The 14,452-nt window shown below is 42.8% G+C and carries 14 protein-coding genes; 5 read left to right on the top strand and 9 right to left on the bottom strand.

Annotation, left to right across the window (positions count from 1 at the left end):
- The first annotated feature begins 21 nt into the window (after positions 1 to 21).
- Entirely contained in the window at positions 22 to 630 is a 609-nt protein-coding gene (locus VEZ01S_RS06420) for a TetR/AcrR family transcriptional regulator (protein WP_021713200.1), read from the top strand.
- A gap of 155 nt (positions 631 to 785) precedes the next feature.
- Here the strand turns inward: VEZ01S_RS06420 and VEZ01S_RS06415 are convergent, their stop codons facing one another.
- The 3 genes from VEZ01S_RS06415 to VEZ01S_RS06405 are packed head-to-tail and all read right to left on the bottom strand — an operon-like array spanning position 786 to position 3,311.
- Complete coding sequence (locus tag VEZ01S_RS06415; protein WP_021713199.1) at positions 786 to 1,253, bottom strand: MarR family winged helix-turn-helix transcriptional regulator; 468 nt, start codon at positions 1,251 to 1,253, stop codon at positions 786 to 788.
- Complete coding sequence (locus tag VEZ01S_RS06410) at positions 1,216 to 2,229, bottom strand: DUF2955 domain-containing protein (RefSeq protein ID WP_021713198.1); 1,014 nt, start codon at positions 2,227 to 2,229, stop codon at positions 1,216 to 1,218. Before VEZ01S_RS06410 ends, VEZ01S_RS06415 begins: the two co-directional genes overlap by 38 nt.
- Before the next feature lie 29 nt (positions 2,230 to 2,258).
- Positions 2,259 to 3,311: an HlyD family secretion protein gene (locus VEZ01S_RS06405; protein ID WP_021713197.1), complete on the bottom strand. Its 1,053-nt coding sequence runs from the start codon at positions 3,309 to 3,311 to the stop codon at positions 2,259 to 2,261.
- A gap of 249 nt (positions 3,312 to 3,560) precedes the next feature.
- Between VEZ01S_RS06405 and VEZ01S_RS06400 the strand changes: the two genes are divergently transcribed.
- Positions 3,561 to 3,824 carry a hypothetical protein gene (locus VEZ01S_RS06400; protein WP_021713196.1) on the top strand — a complete coding sequence of 88 codons (264 nt, stop codon included), beginning with the start codon at positions 3,561 to 3,563 and terminating at the stop codon, positions 3,822 to 3,824.
- A gap of 434 nt (positions 3,825 to 4,258) precedes the next feature.
- Complete coding sequence (locus VEZ01S_RS06395; protein WP_021713195.1) at positions 4,259 to 5,521, top strand: hypothetical protein; 1,263 nt, start codon at positions 4,259 to 4,261, stop codon at positions 5,519 to 5,521.
- A 36-nt stretch (positions 5,522 to 5,557) separates the two neighbouring features.
- Here VEZ01S_RS06395 and VEZ01S_RS06390 read toward each other — a convergent pair whose 3' ends face one another.
- Positions 5,558 to 6,160, bottom strand: a complete 603-nt coding sequence (locus VEZ01S_RS06390) for a DUF1294 domain-containing protein (protein WP_021713194.1) — start codon at positions 6,158 to 6,160, stop codon at positions 5,558 to 5,560.
- 105 nt (positions 6,161 to 6,265) lie between these two features.
- The gene (locus VEZ01S_RS06385; protein ID WP_021713193.1) at positions 6,266 to 6,664 is read right to left on the bottom strand and encodes a putative periplasmic lipoprotein; all 399 of its coding nucleotides are present in this window, start codon (positions 6,662 to 6,664) and stop codon (positions 6,266 to 6,268) included.
- 550 nt (positions 6,665 to 7,214) lie between these two features.
- Between VEZ01S_RS06385 and VEZ01S_RS06375 the strand changes: the two genes are divergently transcribed.
- Complete coding sequence (locus VEZ01S_RS06375; RefSeq protein ID WP_021713191.1) at positions 7,215 to 7,616, top strand: YkgJ family cysteine cluster protein; 402 nt, start codon at positions 7,215 to 7,217, stop codon at positions 7,614 to 7,616.
- A 51-nt stretch (positions 7,617 to 7,667) separates the two neighbouring features.
- Here the strand turns inward: VEZ01S_RS06375 and VEZ01S_RS06370 are convergent, their stop codons facing one another.
- From VEZ01S_RS06370 to pheS, 4 genes are all read right to left on the bottom strand, one after another.
- The gene (locus VEZ01S_RS06370; RefSeq protein WP_021713190.1) at positions 7,668 to 7,859 is read right to left on the bottom strand and encodes a YwbE family protein; all 192 of its coding nucleotides are present in this window, start codon (positions 7,857 to 7,859) and stop codon (positions 7,668 to 7,670) included.
- Between the two features lie 88 nt (positions 7,860 to 7,947).
- Positions 7,948 to 9,243, bottom strand: coding sequence for a DEAD/DEAH box helicase (locus VEZ01S_RS06365; RefSeq protein ID WP_021713189.1), 1,296 nt, complete (start codon positions 9,241 to 9,243; stop codon positions 7,948 to 7,950).
- Positions 9,244 to 9,372: 129 nt separating this feature from the next.
- On the bottom strand, positions 9,373 to 11,760 hold the full coding sequence (gene pheT / locus VEZ01S_RS06360) for a phenylalanine--tRNA ligase subunit beta (RefSeq protein ID WP_021713188.1): 2,388 nt from the start codon (positions 11,758 to 11,760) through the stop codon (positions 9,373 to 9,375).
- Between the two features lie 17 nt (positions 11,761 to 11,777).
- Positions 11,778 to 12,761 carry a phenylalanine--tRNA ligase subunit alpha gene (gene pheS, locus VEZ01S_RS06355; protein WP_021713187.1) on the bottom strand — a complete coding sequence of 328 codons (984 nt, stop codon included), beginning with the start codon at positions 12,759 to 12,761 and terminating at the stop codon, positions 11,778 to 11,780.
- A 465-nt stretch (positions 12,762 to 13,226) separates the two neighbouring features.
- On the opposite strand from pheS, the gene VEZ01S_RS06350 reads away from it, so the two are divergent.
- Positions 13,227 to 14,300 (top strand): PQQ-dependent sugar dehydrogenase, encoded by a 1,074-nt coding sequence (locus VEZ01S_RS06350; protein WP_052032203.1) that lies wholly within the window; start codon positions 13,227 to 13,229, stop codon positions 14,298 to 14,300.
- Positions 14,301 to 14,452 lie beyond the last annotated feature (152 nt).

Raw genomic sequence — 14,452 nt, 5'->3', positions numbered from 1 at the left:
TCTCTAAAAGGAGCCGTTGTTATGGCTAAACTTGCTGAAATTAAACAAGAAAATATTATCTGTGCCGCTATCGAAATTTTTTCTGAAAAAGGGTTAGATCAAGCAAGTATGGAAGCGATTGCAAAAAAAGCAGCCGTATCAAAACGTACCCTTTACAAATATTACCCAACCAAAGAAAGCCTATTTTCTGTCATCGTTGAGCGACTATTATCCAGCATTACAGTGCTCAGTGATATTGCCTTTGAGCAAACTCAATCACTCACCGAGCAATTAACTAGCATTGCAGAAAAAGAAGTCAAACTACTGTGCTCATCCCCCTTTATCGCTCTAACTCGCATGGTTATGCGCGAATGTATGGGTTCAAAAGCACTGGCGAAGGTATTGATGGAGAAGCTTGAATCTCTTGAAAGCGCCAACGGAATGACACAATGGATAGAGCAAGGCATTAACGCTAAGCAATTAAAAGTGGAGCATCCTGCTATTGCTTCAGAGCAGTTTATTGCCAGTTTAAAATCAATCATTTTTTGGCCGCAATTAATGGCACATACCCCCCCACCAGATGCCGCTACGCAGCGCATTGTCATTAACTGCGCCGTGCAGCAGTTTGTGGCGGCCTACCAGATAAAATAATCGGTTTATCTAGTACCATTGTGCTAGAAAAGGCAGAGAACATGTCGACATCTCACTGCAAAATCACATTAGGCAGAGCTCTACTCCGCACAATACATCATTGATGCTTACCCAGCTTTGGGCACTTTAAAAACGAGCGCTTTCATAACGGACGATTAATCCACAAATTCGTCCGTTTTCACTAACTTTGCCAGTAAGTCGGTCAATTGCTTAGACTCTTGCGCGGTAAGACTTTGTTGAAACTGCGCCGAAACGCTATCCACAATTGGCGCACATTCAACGACCGTTTGTTGCCCAAGTGGCGTCAGAGCCAATAGTTTCACTTTTTTGTTTGTGTCGCTTTTGCTGGCCACGACTAACTCAAGTTTTATAGCATTATCCACTAAACGTTTTGTCACCGAACGGTGGCGTAACAACAAATCAGATAGCTCTTGCTGTGTAAGCATGCCATTGGTGCTCAATACTTTAAGCGCCCCATACATTTCCAGCGAAATATGCGACGCACTAGAGAGCTCAATCGCAATTTTTGACCGAAACTGTTTGTAAGCAAACCCCATTAAAAACAAAGGGTTTGAATCTAAATTATCAATGCCCGTGATTGACAAGGCTGTTTGATTTTCCATATATAATTCCTTGGCTGACGACTAACAATGCCAACACCATCAGCATTAATTCACCTCGAAAATAGGTGTCTTGCAAACCTAAATCCGTCGCTGATACATAAAGTTGTAAGGGTAACATAGTTCCCAACATAGCTTCAGTATGTAACGCTTTAACCCCTGCTCTACTGCCGCTAATCCATACAGCAATCAACAGCACTAGCAGTGTCAAACCTATGATATAGACAAGGTTATGAACGTGCTCCCCAGCTAATAGCGCCACAAATACCATCGCCAAAGCACATCCACCAACGTGGGCATGCAAACAGGTTTTTACGATCATTTGATAAATGGCTTTTTCGCTTTGGGCTGCGGCAATAATCACTGGCATCATACAAAATGTGGCAGCAATTAAGTTCACCATCATTAAAAATGCTAAACCTAATCCCAACATAACAACATAGATAAGACGCTGCTGATAGGTCACTTTTCTTGCCTGCATAGGCGGTGGTGAACTCGCTTTTGGCGGTGACATAAAGAGCATGACAAAACGCACCACCGCTATGGTGGTCACCATGCTAACAGCAATATCGCGCACCCAGTGTGTCATAGGTATCGGAGCGTGCTGAGCAAACACAATCACTAAAAACCAGTTTAATAGCGGTATATAAATTTGCCCCAATTTAGCAGGAGTATCGGCCCAGCGTCTTGCGCAATCAAACACCCACAAACTGATTCCCCAAACCACAAACGGATGTGAGCCAAACAGTTGATCCACCAACAACGCCACACATGCTACGAGTAAGATGGGCAAGAATGCTTTTAATATCCCTTGCATAGAATAATCGTTAAGTTTGGTTGCCGCCATGACCGGATATAACGCCAGATAAGCCGCTATATCCAGTTGTAGCCACAATTGCAAAAGCATTCCTAGTGACACAATGGAAACCATCCATATCACTTCAGACCACTTAATATCACCACGTATAATATTACTCATTTCAGCCCCCCGATCTTAGGTTCGTTGTCTTACACTAGGTATCGCAGATGAGCTAAAAATCCCATCCAAGTGCTGCCTAGGCAATCCCAAGTTGATGTGTTAGAAACCACCATCACACTCACTTTTGAACCAGAGAACAGTGCCGAACTGTCTAAATCAGTGAGAGAAACTTGAGTACGCACTTTTTGTTGATCGCGAATCCAGTGATCGTCATTGACTACACGCGCTAATCCGTTGTTGTCACTGCTTGCATCATGTATTGCAAGTTCCTTACCTTGAATTTCACCTCTATGAACCTCACCAGGTAGAGCATCAAACACTAAACGTACATCTGTACCTTTGGTTAATTTTGCTAAACCTTTTTCATTAAAGTCGGCATTTACCCACGCGTGATTTCTGTCCACTAAGAACAACACTGGGGTCCCTGCGTTCACATACGTCCCCGAATTTAAATTCAAGTTACTGATCACGCCATCTACTGGCGCTAAGATCGTGGTCTTTTTAAGATCTAACTTTGCTAATTCAACACGAGCGCGAGCAACGGCCAATGCTCCGTTGTCACTACTTTGTACCAACTCAGCCTTAATTTGCGCCACTTGTGCGCGCGCCGATTCAACCGCTTGTTGATGCACGACTAAACTGGCATGACTATCGTCATAGGCTTCTTGACTGATTAGCTTGCGAGCAATTAAACGATCATTACGCTTTATTTTACGCTGTGCATTGCTCGCCTCTTGCTGACGCTGACGAAGCGCAGCTAATGCACTGTTTAGATGCTGTTTATTGGCTTGATAGTTTTGTTCAGCCTCTACTAAATTGGCTTGAGCCTGTGTCAACGCAAGTTGGTAACGAGCTGAATCTAAACGAACCAGTAAATCCCCTTTCTTCACTTTCTGTCCGTTCTCAACCGCTAATTCAATCACGGGAGCAGATACTTCTGCCGCAATGCGACTGGTTGGGATATGCAATTGAGCTTGGGTGGTAAATGGAGCAACGTTGTCACTCACCACCAAAAACACCGCAAAAACTGCACTTAAACCAAGTACAAGATACAAGGCCCATTGATACGCTTTACTCATCATAATGTTTCACCTGCAACAATATTTAAGGTGATAGTATTCTCTTTTTGTTTCATGTGCAACAAAATATTATTTTATACTAAGAAATAAACTTCTATCGCAGTCACATACCTTGGCAACAAACACGTCTCACGTCATATAAATGCTTTTTCGTCACTTGTATTCTCTAGATCAGCCCCTAGCAATGGTTTATGTTTAAAACATCAACCATTGCGGTATGAATAGCAGTCAATTCTTTATCCCGGAGGCACTATGAATAATGGAACACCACAGGACTATAGCGACGATTTATATCTTGTTTATTTTGAGGTCGCTCACGCGCAAGAGACGTCACAAGGCGCAACACTGGAAGTACTGACATCGTTTTTGAATGACAAAAGCGCCGATCAAATAGTGCATCTTGAGCACGGTTATCAAATGGCAATGCCGATGCAAACGATCCCTGATGTTGTAAGGCATCTCACTGAGAAGAATATCGCGGTGTATCAGGTTAGGCGTGGTAAAAAAGTTGAGTGAGTTTGATATAGAAATAGATGCAGGCGTAATTCGTTAAATTAATACGTGAAATTGCCTGAATCCAATCTGTCGGTTTGATTTACTTGGCGTGAATGAATCTGGCAGGTTGGTGTAGCCTCCCATTCGAGTCCCCCCTTTCCTTTCCCTTCTGGGCTTTCCTTGCAAAAATAATTTATTAAACACCCGAGAACAAATATAGGGTTCTTCTTTCTCTACAGCACACTTACGCAAATACATTCTGTCGTTTCTATCAAATTATTCATGCAACTCACACTACAGTGTAACACCTGTTGAATATGATAATGAATGATAGCAATATAAGTTGAATATGAACGCAATAAAATGTCATCTATCAGTACATTCTGGGCTTAAACGTCTGGTATTTGTTCTTTAACACATTACATTGTTTTATGAGAGATTCTTTGAGGTGAGTTGTGGATTTATTTATAGATATACATGAATTAGTTACTGATGGAAGTGTTTGGTTAGCAATTATTGCAATAAACATGACCATTATTGGCCTTACCTCATTGGCTGAATCCAAATCTGTTATTGGTATAGATTACGGTCAGTATTTAATTAAATCGTACAAGGTACTTTTCAATGTAAAGATTTATCACTTACTAGTCATTTTTGCGCTGATAAACATATTCTCCCTATTTAGTATGTTTACGACTATTTACTCTGTCAGAGTAATTAACTTAGTCATTTTGATATTAAGCTTAGCATTTGCAATTTACTATTTCTTTGCATATATACTGATCAAAAACCCAAGAGTGAATAATCAAATATATATGGATGAGCTGTTAGGTATTTATTACGATAGTAATGATAAAACTAATTTTGAAGCAGATATTATCACTGAGATGAGTAATGGTTGGCGAACGGACAAAAGAATATCATCTAATTTGATTTCATACTTCGACAAATACAATGCTGAATCAAGGGAGGTTTTTGGTGAGATTTTCGGTCCTAAATCAATAATTTATACCAAGAATAAAACCATACGGAAATATTGGTCAAAAAATTATAATCTAAATGCCTTTAACTACCATTCAAGTCAAGGTGGAGTACACATTTCACATGAGTTTTTTCAACTGTATAGGTATTCGGAATTACAGGAGAAATGGTTGCTTGAAATATTAAGCATTTTTAATAAGGAGTATTCAGCTAACTTTAAGGAGAGCAGAATTGATAACATCATTCGAATCCTAGCTCATATAAATAGATTTGGTCGTTGTGATAATCTATACGGTTACAAGTTCTTAGAGTACCTATCTGCATACGTATATGACGCATTAGAAGTACAATCTTCATCTGATAAGAAAGACATCATAAAAAATAGAAAAGCAAAAGAAGCATTTCTAATAAATGAATTATTTCAATACATTATAAACACTTTAGAAACCAGAAATGACCCACTTTTCTATAATGCATCCGTCGAGATTTGCAAACGTCTAATTGTTAATAGTAAGTATAATAACTATTGTGATTGCAATGATAAAATTGAATCAATTATAAATATATCTAGGCAAATTAAAGGGGATTTTATTGAACAATTTATTAGTGAGGTGGTTTATCATTACCTATCAAGTGGTATCAACGTTAGATATGACTTAAATGAAATAAAATCATTAATAAACATTGAAGAGAAAAATGATTCTATACAAACCTTAAAATGGGAACTTTACCATTAAGTTGATCTCACGTTGACGCTCAACCCCTAGCTTTAGTTACATCAGAAACGATATGATCCCATGAATTAGCTCATGAGTCGCAGTGTGCCCTGAAGGGGTAAATGTCCAAACAAATGCAGCTATGTTTGCAATTACGGTGATCCATAAAATCGTTTTAAATGGCTGTTTCTTCGATTTGTGGTTAAATTCGCTCTGTGCACATAAAGCACCAGGCCAACCGCCAAACAACGCTAACAGGTGCAGCGTATTTTCGGATGTTCGCCATCGACCTTCTTTGGCAGCGTTTTTGTCTATCGCATACATAAAATAAGTCACAAGAGACATCAATGCGTAGCCAAGGATAATCCACTTTTCCCCGTTAAATAACATAGTGGCGATAATTGCTGCAAAAAGATAGATTGTGCTAAACACCATGCTCGATGTCATCGGTGCATCACCAATACGGGTCACGTTGTTGGCATTGTAACGACCTCGATTATCTTTAAGAACTTCAAATTTAACTTCATCCCCCATTTTCGGTCGTCGATCTCGATTGTTCAGTGCGGATATATGTACAAAAACCTTCTGCTCACTGTGTGTCGATTTGATAAAGCCATATCCTTTTGCGTCGAACCACTCGACTATTTGACCTTTGATCATGTTTCTATACCCGTATTCCCATCATTATATGTACAATCGAAATGCGAAAAAACGCCACTCATCACGTACAAAATGAGTAGCGTCATCACTTCGATTTAGCAAAGATTAGTATTTTTGCGAGTTCACACCCAGTTCTTGTTGGATAGTACGAGACAGTTTTAGCACCCAGTTGTTGTAGTTTCTATGGATAGTACCGTTGCTGTAGTTCAGGTTTTGGCTACTTACATAATGGATACTGTATTCGCTCTCATCATATTCAATCTTGACTCTAGCCGTGTGAGAGCGCACTGAGATATCCGCCATAATCAAGCCAGGTTCGATTACCCTTGGCGTCCAGCCGCGGCGCTCTGCTGCGCGAAATATTGCATCACGTACAGATTCACTTGAAACATGTTCTCCAGTTTGTGACGTCGGTACATAAGCTTGTTCAATATTTAAAACTGGTTTGGAGACACAGCCTGCCATAAAAAAGCTAAGTGCAATAACAAGGAATATGTTTTTCACGGTAATGTCCTTTAAATTCATAGTATAAAATTTCTTTTACATGCCCTACATCACCGCCCTCAAACATATCTTGATGCCGTGCGGATGATGAGATGATTTGATTCAAATAATTTTTACGATAGCGTGGATTACTTAAAGTAACCGCCATTTGTTAAAATAGTAGTCGCTTAAATATAGGTGCAAATTTCAAGACCTGACCCCGCACCTTGACCCCGCACCTAATCGTCAGCGCCGCATTTTTGACACGGCTCGTAGGTTCTCTCTCCTTCGCTAATCACGGCGAAATCGGTTACGCATTTCTCACATAATGCCATCTTTGGGTAGGCGAATCTTTGCTTTTTAGAAGAAGTGTCACCTTCCACAATGTAATATTTTCTCATGTTCTATCTTATTGAATTTTAGATAATAGGAGGGATTATAGCGAAATAATGCAGGTGGTTGTGCTACTAATCTGCCTTAAACGTTGCTGATTTACTCATTTTGCTCATGACGATTAGTGATAGACTGAATCCATCATCATGACTCAACGGAAATACTATGCGGAAATACTATGAAAGACTGTAACCAGTGCGGGAAATGTTGCATCAAATATGGCAATGGTGATTTAGCGGCCACACAACAAGAGATAGACCTGTGGGAGTTGTTTAACCCGGATATCTTTGAGTATGTGAAAGATGGCAAGATCTGGTTTGATCCGCAAACAAGAGAGCAACTAGAGCGTTGTCCATTTTTAGAGTTAGTTCCAAAAAGCAAGGCTGAAGAAAAAGACAAATATACGTGTAGCATTTACCTCGACAGACCCGAAGATTGTCGCCACTACCCTAGCCTTATCGATGAAATGGTTAGAGATGAATGTGAAATGATTGAAGTTGTTGATTTGGGTAACCCAAACAAAGCGCAGAAACAGCTTGATAAATTAATGAGTTCGAGCCGGCCATCAAGCTATTCCTAACGCTGCTATTTGCAACGTTCAAGTGTTGCTGAGCTAGGCTCAAACGTGCGCTTATACGATCTCTTTTACTCGCCCCACATCGCCACTTTCTAGGCGAACTTTAATGCCGTGCGGATGGTTAGGTGACTTGGTCAAAATATCTTTAACTACGCCTGAAGTCAGTGTTCCAGTGCGTTGATCTTTTTTAAGGACAATATTCACTTCAAGCCCTTTGCGTATATTAGATCGTTGAGTTCCGCTCATGTTTGCCTCCGTTCACTACAGTAAGAATCATAAAAAGGGGCCAGCCAGTTAACTTGAAAAATAACGGGCTGACACGCATTAATTTTGACTAAGAATTTCTTAACCAAATGTCGTCAGAGCCGCCTTGCGCTTTTTTCTTACGCTTTTTCTTGCCAGTGCCTGCTGGTGCTGCTTTTGGTTTGTTGGCTTCAATCATTTCTTGAGTTACCGTTTCATCAACCTCAAAACCTGCCACTTGCTCACGCTCAAGGCGAATTTTGTTTTTCTTTTCAATAACTTTGAAATGATGCAGATCTTCATAATCGATCAGCGATAAAGCCAAGCCCACTTCGCCTGCACGACCACTTCGTCCAATGCGGTGCATGTAATCAGATGGACTTCTTGGCAGGTCGAAGTTAATCACCACTGGCAGTTTTTCAATATCTAGACCACGGGCTGCAATATCGGTTGCGATAAGCACTTCAATCTCACCTGACTTGAACGCATCAAGGATACGAGTACGATAACCTTGGCCTTTGTCACCGTGGAATACGTCGGCTTCAATGCCGCGCTTATACAGTTTGTCCGCTAAGTGCTCACAGCTGTTTTTTGCATTCACAAACACTAACGCTTGTCGCCATTGGTGCTTTTTGATCAAGTGCGCCAGTACCGCCGTCTTCTCACCTTTGTTGACGTTGAATACGCGCTGTACCACAGTGCTCTCATCATCGCTTTGCAGTTGAACTTCAACTGGATCATTGAGCAGTTCTTGAGTGAGCGCCTGCACTTGTTCTGGGAAAGTGGCTGAGAACAACAGCGTTTGTTTTTGCTTAGGCAGTTTCGCTAATAGACCGGACAGTTCTTCTGTAAAGCCTAAGCTCAACATACGGTCTGCTTCATCCAATACTAACGTCTTCACTCTGTCCAGTTTAATGGCATTGCTAGAGATCAGATCAAGCAAACGACCTGGCGTTGCTACCAAGATATCTGTGCCACCGCGCAGTGTTTGCATTTGTGCATTGGTTGATACACCACCGAACACAGCAACAGTTTTGATCTCACCGTTAAAGTGAACCGCATAAGACTTAACGTTATCGGCCACCTGTTTTGCCAGCTCTCGTGTTGGCACCAAGATCAAACCCGAGACATAGTTGCCCTTGCTTGGGCTCGATTTCACCAAATTATGCTTAGTGAACAACTCTTGTAGCATAGGCAGTGCAAATGCGGCGGTTTTACCTGAGCCAGTATTAGCGCCAGCAATAACGTCACGCCCCGCTAGTACGCTAGGAATGATTTGCGCTTGAATAGGTGTAGGTTGTTGATACTCCAGCTCTTCTAGGCGTGCTAAAAGAGGTTTAATTAACGCAAGATCAGCAAAGCTATTAGGGGTTGTGGCATTGGTCATAGATAATTTGGCTCAGACTTAAATAATGGGGTGCATTCTAGCGTATTTTGCAGAAGATAGATAAAAAAAGGGAGCCATTAGGCTCCCTTTTTCATCGGGTGTTATTCACACTCGGGACTAGTGATAAAACTAGTCACGCAATACTGCGCCAAACTTCTCGGAAACTGCGCTCACTGTTGCTTCAACAGCGCCAGCAATGTCCGCTTCTTCCAAAGTACGCTCAACAGATTGCAGAGTCAGTGCAATTGCCAGACTCTTCTTACCGTCTTCAACGCCTTTACCTTGGTAAACGTCGAACAGTTTCGCATCTGTCATTAACTCGCCACCGTTAGCAAGACACGCAGCTACTACGTCGCCAGAAGCCACAGCTTCATCAACAACTAGCGCGATGTCGCGGCGGTTTGCAGGGAACTTAGATACGGCTACCGCTTCAGGAAGCACGCGAGTTGCAATTGCATCCCACTCTAGTTCAAATACAACAGTGCGGCCGTTAAGACCAAACTTGCGCTCAAGTTCTGGATGAACAGTACCGATAACGCCCACTTCTTTACCGTCTAGGATGATAGCCGCAGCTTGACCTGGGTGAAGTGCTGGGTGCTTAGTTGCCGCAAAGCTGTACGCTTTTTCGTTGCAAGTCAGCTCAAGTACCGCTTCTAAGTCGCCTTTAAGATCAAAGAAATCAACAGTGTTGGTTTCAATGTCCCAATGCTCTTCACTGCGAGAACCAGCAAGAACGCCAGCTAGCATGAATTCTTGACGCATGCCGTTTTCAGCATTGGCATCAGGAATAAAGCGTAGGCCAGATTCGAACAAACGAACGCGTGGCTGTTGACGTTTTTGGTTGTAAACAACGGTGTTTAGCAGACCTTGGATCAACTGGACACGCATTGCTGACATGTCAGCAGAGATTGGGAACGGCAGCACTAAAGGCTCAATGCTTGGTGCAATCAGTTTTTGTTGCTCAGGCTCAACAAAGCTGTACGTTACCGCTTCATGGTAGCCACGGTCCACCAGCAGATCACGAACACGTTTTAATGGCTGATTAGCCTCTTTGTGATCGTTCATTGTCAGTGCCGCTAGAGGCGCTTGATTTGGAATGTTGTTGTAGCCAAAAATACGGCCTACTTCTTCAACCAAATCTTCTTCGATAGCGATATCAAAACGCCATGTAGGAGCAACTGCATCCCAACCTGATTCAGTTGTCGTTACTGTACAACCAAGGCGTTCTAGAATTTCAACAACGTCTGCATCAGAGATAGCGTGACCTAGTAGGCTGTCTAGCTTAGTGCGACGTAGAGAAACAGTGTTGGCTTTTGGCAAGTCTTGCGCTGACTCAACGCCCGCGATTGGAGCAACGTCACCGCCACAGATCTCAACCAAAAGCTGAGTAGCGCGTTCCATTGCTTTGTGTTGCAGTTCGAAATCCACACCACGCTCAAAGCGCATTGAAGAATCAGTATGCAAACCGTAAGCACGTGCACGGCCGCGAATCGCATCCGGTGCAAAGAAGGCACTTTCAAGAAGTACGTCTGTTGTTTCGCCAGTTACGCCAGAGCCTTCACCACCGAAGATACCTGCGATAGCAAGAGCTTGTTTGTGATCAGCAATGATCAACGTATCTGCATTTAATTTTGCTTCGTTGCCGTCAAGAAGAGTCAGTTTCTCGTCTTGCTCTGCCATACGAACCACAATGCCACCTTCAATCTTGCTCAGATCGAATGCGTGCATTGGTTGGCCTTGTTCTAGCATCACGTAGTTAGTGATATCAACGATTGGATCGATAGAGCGAACGCCACAACGACGCAGTGCTTCTTGCATCCAAATTGGAGAAGCCGCTTTCACGTTGACGTTTTTAATCACACGACCAAGGTAACGAGGACATGCGTGCGCCGCTTTCACTTCGATAGCAACTGTATCTTGAATGCTTTCAGAAGCCGCTGTGAATTCTGGCTCTTTTACCGCTTCACGGTTAAGTACGCCCACTTCACGAGCAAGACCACGAATGCTAAAGCAATCAGCGCGGTTTGCTGTAAGATCCACATCAACCGTTACGTCGTCAAGATCTAGGAATTCACGGAAATCAGTACCCACAACCGCAGTTTCTGGTAATTCCATGATGCCGTCAGATTCCACATCAATGCCTAGCTCTGTGAAAGAACACAGCATGCCGTGTGACGGTTGACCACGTAGTTTTGCTTTTTTGATTTTGAAATCGCCCGGTAGAACAGCACCAACCGTTGCCACAGCAACAATTAGGCCTTCGCGACAGTTTGGCGCGCCACATACGATATCAAGAAGTTCTTCTGCGCCAACATCTACTTTTGTTACGCGCAATTTGTCAGCATCTGGGTGCTGACCACATTCCACTACTTTACCTACTTTAACGCCGGTAAATTCGCCCGCTACAGGAAGAACGTCGTCAACCTCTAAGCCAGCCATTGTAATTTGGTGTGTTAGTTCGTCAGTAGTAACCGCAGGGCTAACCCACTGACGAAGCCATGATTCACTGAATTTCATCTATTTGTGTCCCTGGATTACTTGAACTGTTTAAGGAAACGAAGGTCGTTTTCGAAGAACGCACGCAAGTCCGTTACACCGTAACGAAGCATGGTTAAGCGCTCAACGCCCATACCAAATGCGAAGCCTTGGTACTGTTCAGGATCAATGCCTACAGAGCGAAGTACGTTAGGGTGAACCATGCCACAACCTAAGACTTCTAACCATTTTCCGTCTTTACGTTTTACATCCACTTCAGCAGAAGGTTCTGTGAACGGGAAGTAAGATGGACGGAAACGCACTTCTACTTCTTCTTCAAAGAATGCTACTAGGAAGTCAGAGATGATGCCTTTCAACTGTGCAAAGTTTACGTTCTCATCAACCAATAGACCTTCAATCTGGTGGAACATTGGCGTGTGAGTTTGGTCGTAATCGTTACGGTATACACGGCCTGGTGCAATGAAACGGAACGGTGGTTTGCCGTTTTCCATAGTACGGATTTGAACACCAGAGGTGTGCGTACGTAGCATCAGATCAGGGTTGAAGAAGAAAGTATCGTGATCGGTACGAGCTGGGTGATCTTGCGCAATGTTCAGTGCATCGAAGTTATGGAATGCATCTTCGATTTCTGGGCCTGATTCTGTTGCAAAACCAAGTTCACCAAAGAACTGTTCCATACGCTCGATAGTGCGCGTTACAGGGTGTAGACCACCATTTTCAATGCGACGACCTGGTAGGGTCACATCGATGGTTTCAGCAGCTAGTTTAGCTTCCAACTCTGCTTTTTGCAGGCCGTCTTTACGAGCCGCAATTGCTTGTTGAACCGCACCTTTCGCTTTGTTGATCTCTTGACCCGCGCTACGGCGTTCTTCTGGCGGTAATTTACCTAGGCTTTGAAGTTGAAGCGTTAGCTCACCTTTTTTACCTAGGAATTGAACACGCACTTCATCCAGTGCAACTAACGATTGCGCTTCTTCGATAGCAGCAGTCGCGTTAGCAATAATCTCTTGTAGATGTTGCATTATTTCCTCGTCTGCCTAATGGCAGTATCCATCGGGATTTAGGGTATTTTGAATAGTTACACATAGTAATAAAAGGCAGGCATAAAGCCAAACGTAAATAAGCGGAAATTCAAGATTTCTTAATTCTTCGGCAAGAACAGCGCAATATAAGCACTCACTCCCCTGTTTGTGACGCACTTTTTGCTATGGGCGGTTAAACTTTAGTCAGGTTGAGTTTTGTATCTAACTCTTGCACTTGTTATCAAAACAAGAGCTAAGCGAAGTATGAAAATACAAACAAACCAGCGACAGAAGCCGAAGTTCAATGATTTATATCTCAACGATATCAATGCGCTATACCCTAATACTCTAAAAGATGCATATAATCACAATTGACGTATTGGATACTCAGTTATTGTCAAAATCACCGCTAGCAGGGAGAGACACCTAGTGAAATCACCATTGTCCACGATTATCAGCAGCGCCATACTCGGTTTTTCTTCACTAACCGTAAGTTTTGCGGTGGTTGCCGAGCCGCACTCGGCCTCTTATCGTCTTGAAACTGTGGCCACGGGTTTGCAAATCCCTTGGTCGATTGAATTTGTTAATGCGAATACGGCATTAATCAGCGAACGCAATGGCGCCATTGTCGAGCTCGACATTACCAATAAAGCGATTAAGCCTTTATATACACCCAGTAATGTTTATGCCAAAGGCCAAGGCGGTCTGCTTGACCTTGCGATTAATCCGTTAGACAAGACTCAGGTCTACCTCACCTACAGCCAAAACACTCAGCAAGGCGCGCGAGTGGCACTTGCGACTATGACCTATAAAAATGGCGCTATTACTGGCTTTAAAGATATTTTACTGACTCAATCCGATTCTGATAGCGGACGTCATTTTGGCAGTCGAATAGCCTTTGATGCAGACAATAAACTGTACTTTAGTATTGGCGATCGCGGCGTAAGAGATAACGGACAAGATTTGTCGACTCATGCGGGCAGCATTCTTAGAGTGAACAGTGACGGCTCAGTCCCTGCCGATAATCCATTTGTAAAAAACCCACAAGCGCTACCTGAGATATGGAGCTATGGACACCGCAACCCGCAAGGAATCACCTTTGCACAAGACACCAATACCTTATGGGCTATAGAGCACGGCCCGCGTGGCGGTGATGAGATTAATCATATTCAAAAAGGCCATAATTATGGCTGGGCAGAGACCTCACACGGCAAAGAATATTGGGGACCGATCAGCGTTGGTGATTCAGAATATAAAGAAGGCGTCACCGCGCCAGCACTGGTTTACACCCCTTCTATCGCACCTTCGTCGTTAATTCTTTATCAGGGTAAACGCTATCCTGAGCTTAATGGGAAATTACTGGCAGGTGCATTAAAGCTCACTCATATCAACGTTATCAAGATAGACGGCAACAAACTGATTGAAGAGAAGCGCTTGTTTGAAGATTTAGGCGAAAGAATTCGTGATATACAGGTCTCACCTGATGACTATCTTTACGTTACAACAGACAGCGGAAAAGTCATAAGGCTCCTGCCTTAGTATTATATTTTTAAACTTGTAACCCCAAACCTTCTAGGAAATTTGTCTTTTTGCATATTACGCTGATGCCTGCTTAGTACCCTCTAGCATCAACGCAAATTTTCTAGTTTTTCCGTTAGTCATCATCAAACGGCAGGCAACTAATCGCTTAA

It is taken from the genome of Vibrio ezurae NBRC 102218 (assembly GCF_000467185.1).
Lineage (GTDB): Bacteria > Pseudomonadota > Gammaproteobacteria > Enterobacterales > Vibrionaceae > Vibrio > Vibrio ezurae.
The sequence above is the reverse complement of the archived record's forward strand: the minus strand, read 5'-3'. Positions and strand labels throughout refer to the sequence as shown.

Bases quoted from the DNA above. Each gene is read 5' to 3' on its own strand.
- VEZ01S_RS06420 (WP_021713200.1), top strand. From the start codon at position 22: ATGGCTAAACTTGCTGAAATTAAACAAGAAAATATTATCTGTGCCGCT.
- VEZ01S_RS06415 (WP_021713199.1), bottom strand. From the start codon at position 1,253: ATGGAAAATCAAACAGCCTTGTCAATCACGGGCATTGATAATTTAGAT.
- VEZ01S_RS06410 (WP_021713198.1), bottom strand. From the start codon at position 2,229: ATGAGTAATATTATACGTGGTGATATTAAGTGGTCTGAAGTGATATGG.
- VEZ01S_RS06405 (WP_021713197.1), bottom strand. From the start codon at position 3,311: ATGATGAGTAAAGCGTATCAATGGGCCTTGTATCTTGTACTTGGTTTA.
- VEZ01S_RS06400 (WP_021713196.1), top strand. From the start codon at position 3,561: ATGAATAATGGAACACCACAGGACTATAGCGACGATTTATATCTTGTT.
- VEZ01S_RS06390 (WP_021713194.1), bottom strand. From the start codon at position 6,160: ATGATCAAAGGTCAAATAGTCGAGTGGTTCGACGCAAAAGGATATGGC.
- VEZ01S_RS06375 (WP_021713191.1), top strand. From the start codon at position 7,215: ATGAAAGACTGTAACCAGTGCGGGAAATGTTGCATCAAATATGGCAAT.
- VEZ01S_RS06370 (WP_021713190.1), bottom strand. From the start codon at position 7,859: ATGAGCGGAACTCAACGATCTAATATACGCAAAGGGCTTGAAGTGAAT.
- VEZ01S_RS06365 (WP_021713189.1), bottom strand. From the start codon at position 9,243: ATGACCAATGCCACAACCCCTAATAGCTTTGCTGATCTTGCGTTAATT.
- pheT (WP_021713188.1), bottom strand. From the start codon at position 11,760: ATGAAATTCAGTGAATCATGGCTTCGTCAGTGGGTTAGCCCTGCGGTT.
- pheS (WP_021713187.1), bottom strand. From the start codon at position 12,761: ATGCAACATCTACAAGAGATTATTGCTAACGCGACTGCTGCTATCGAA.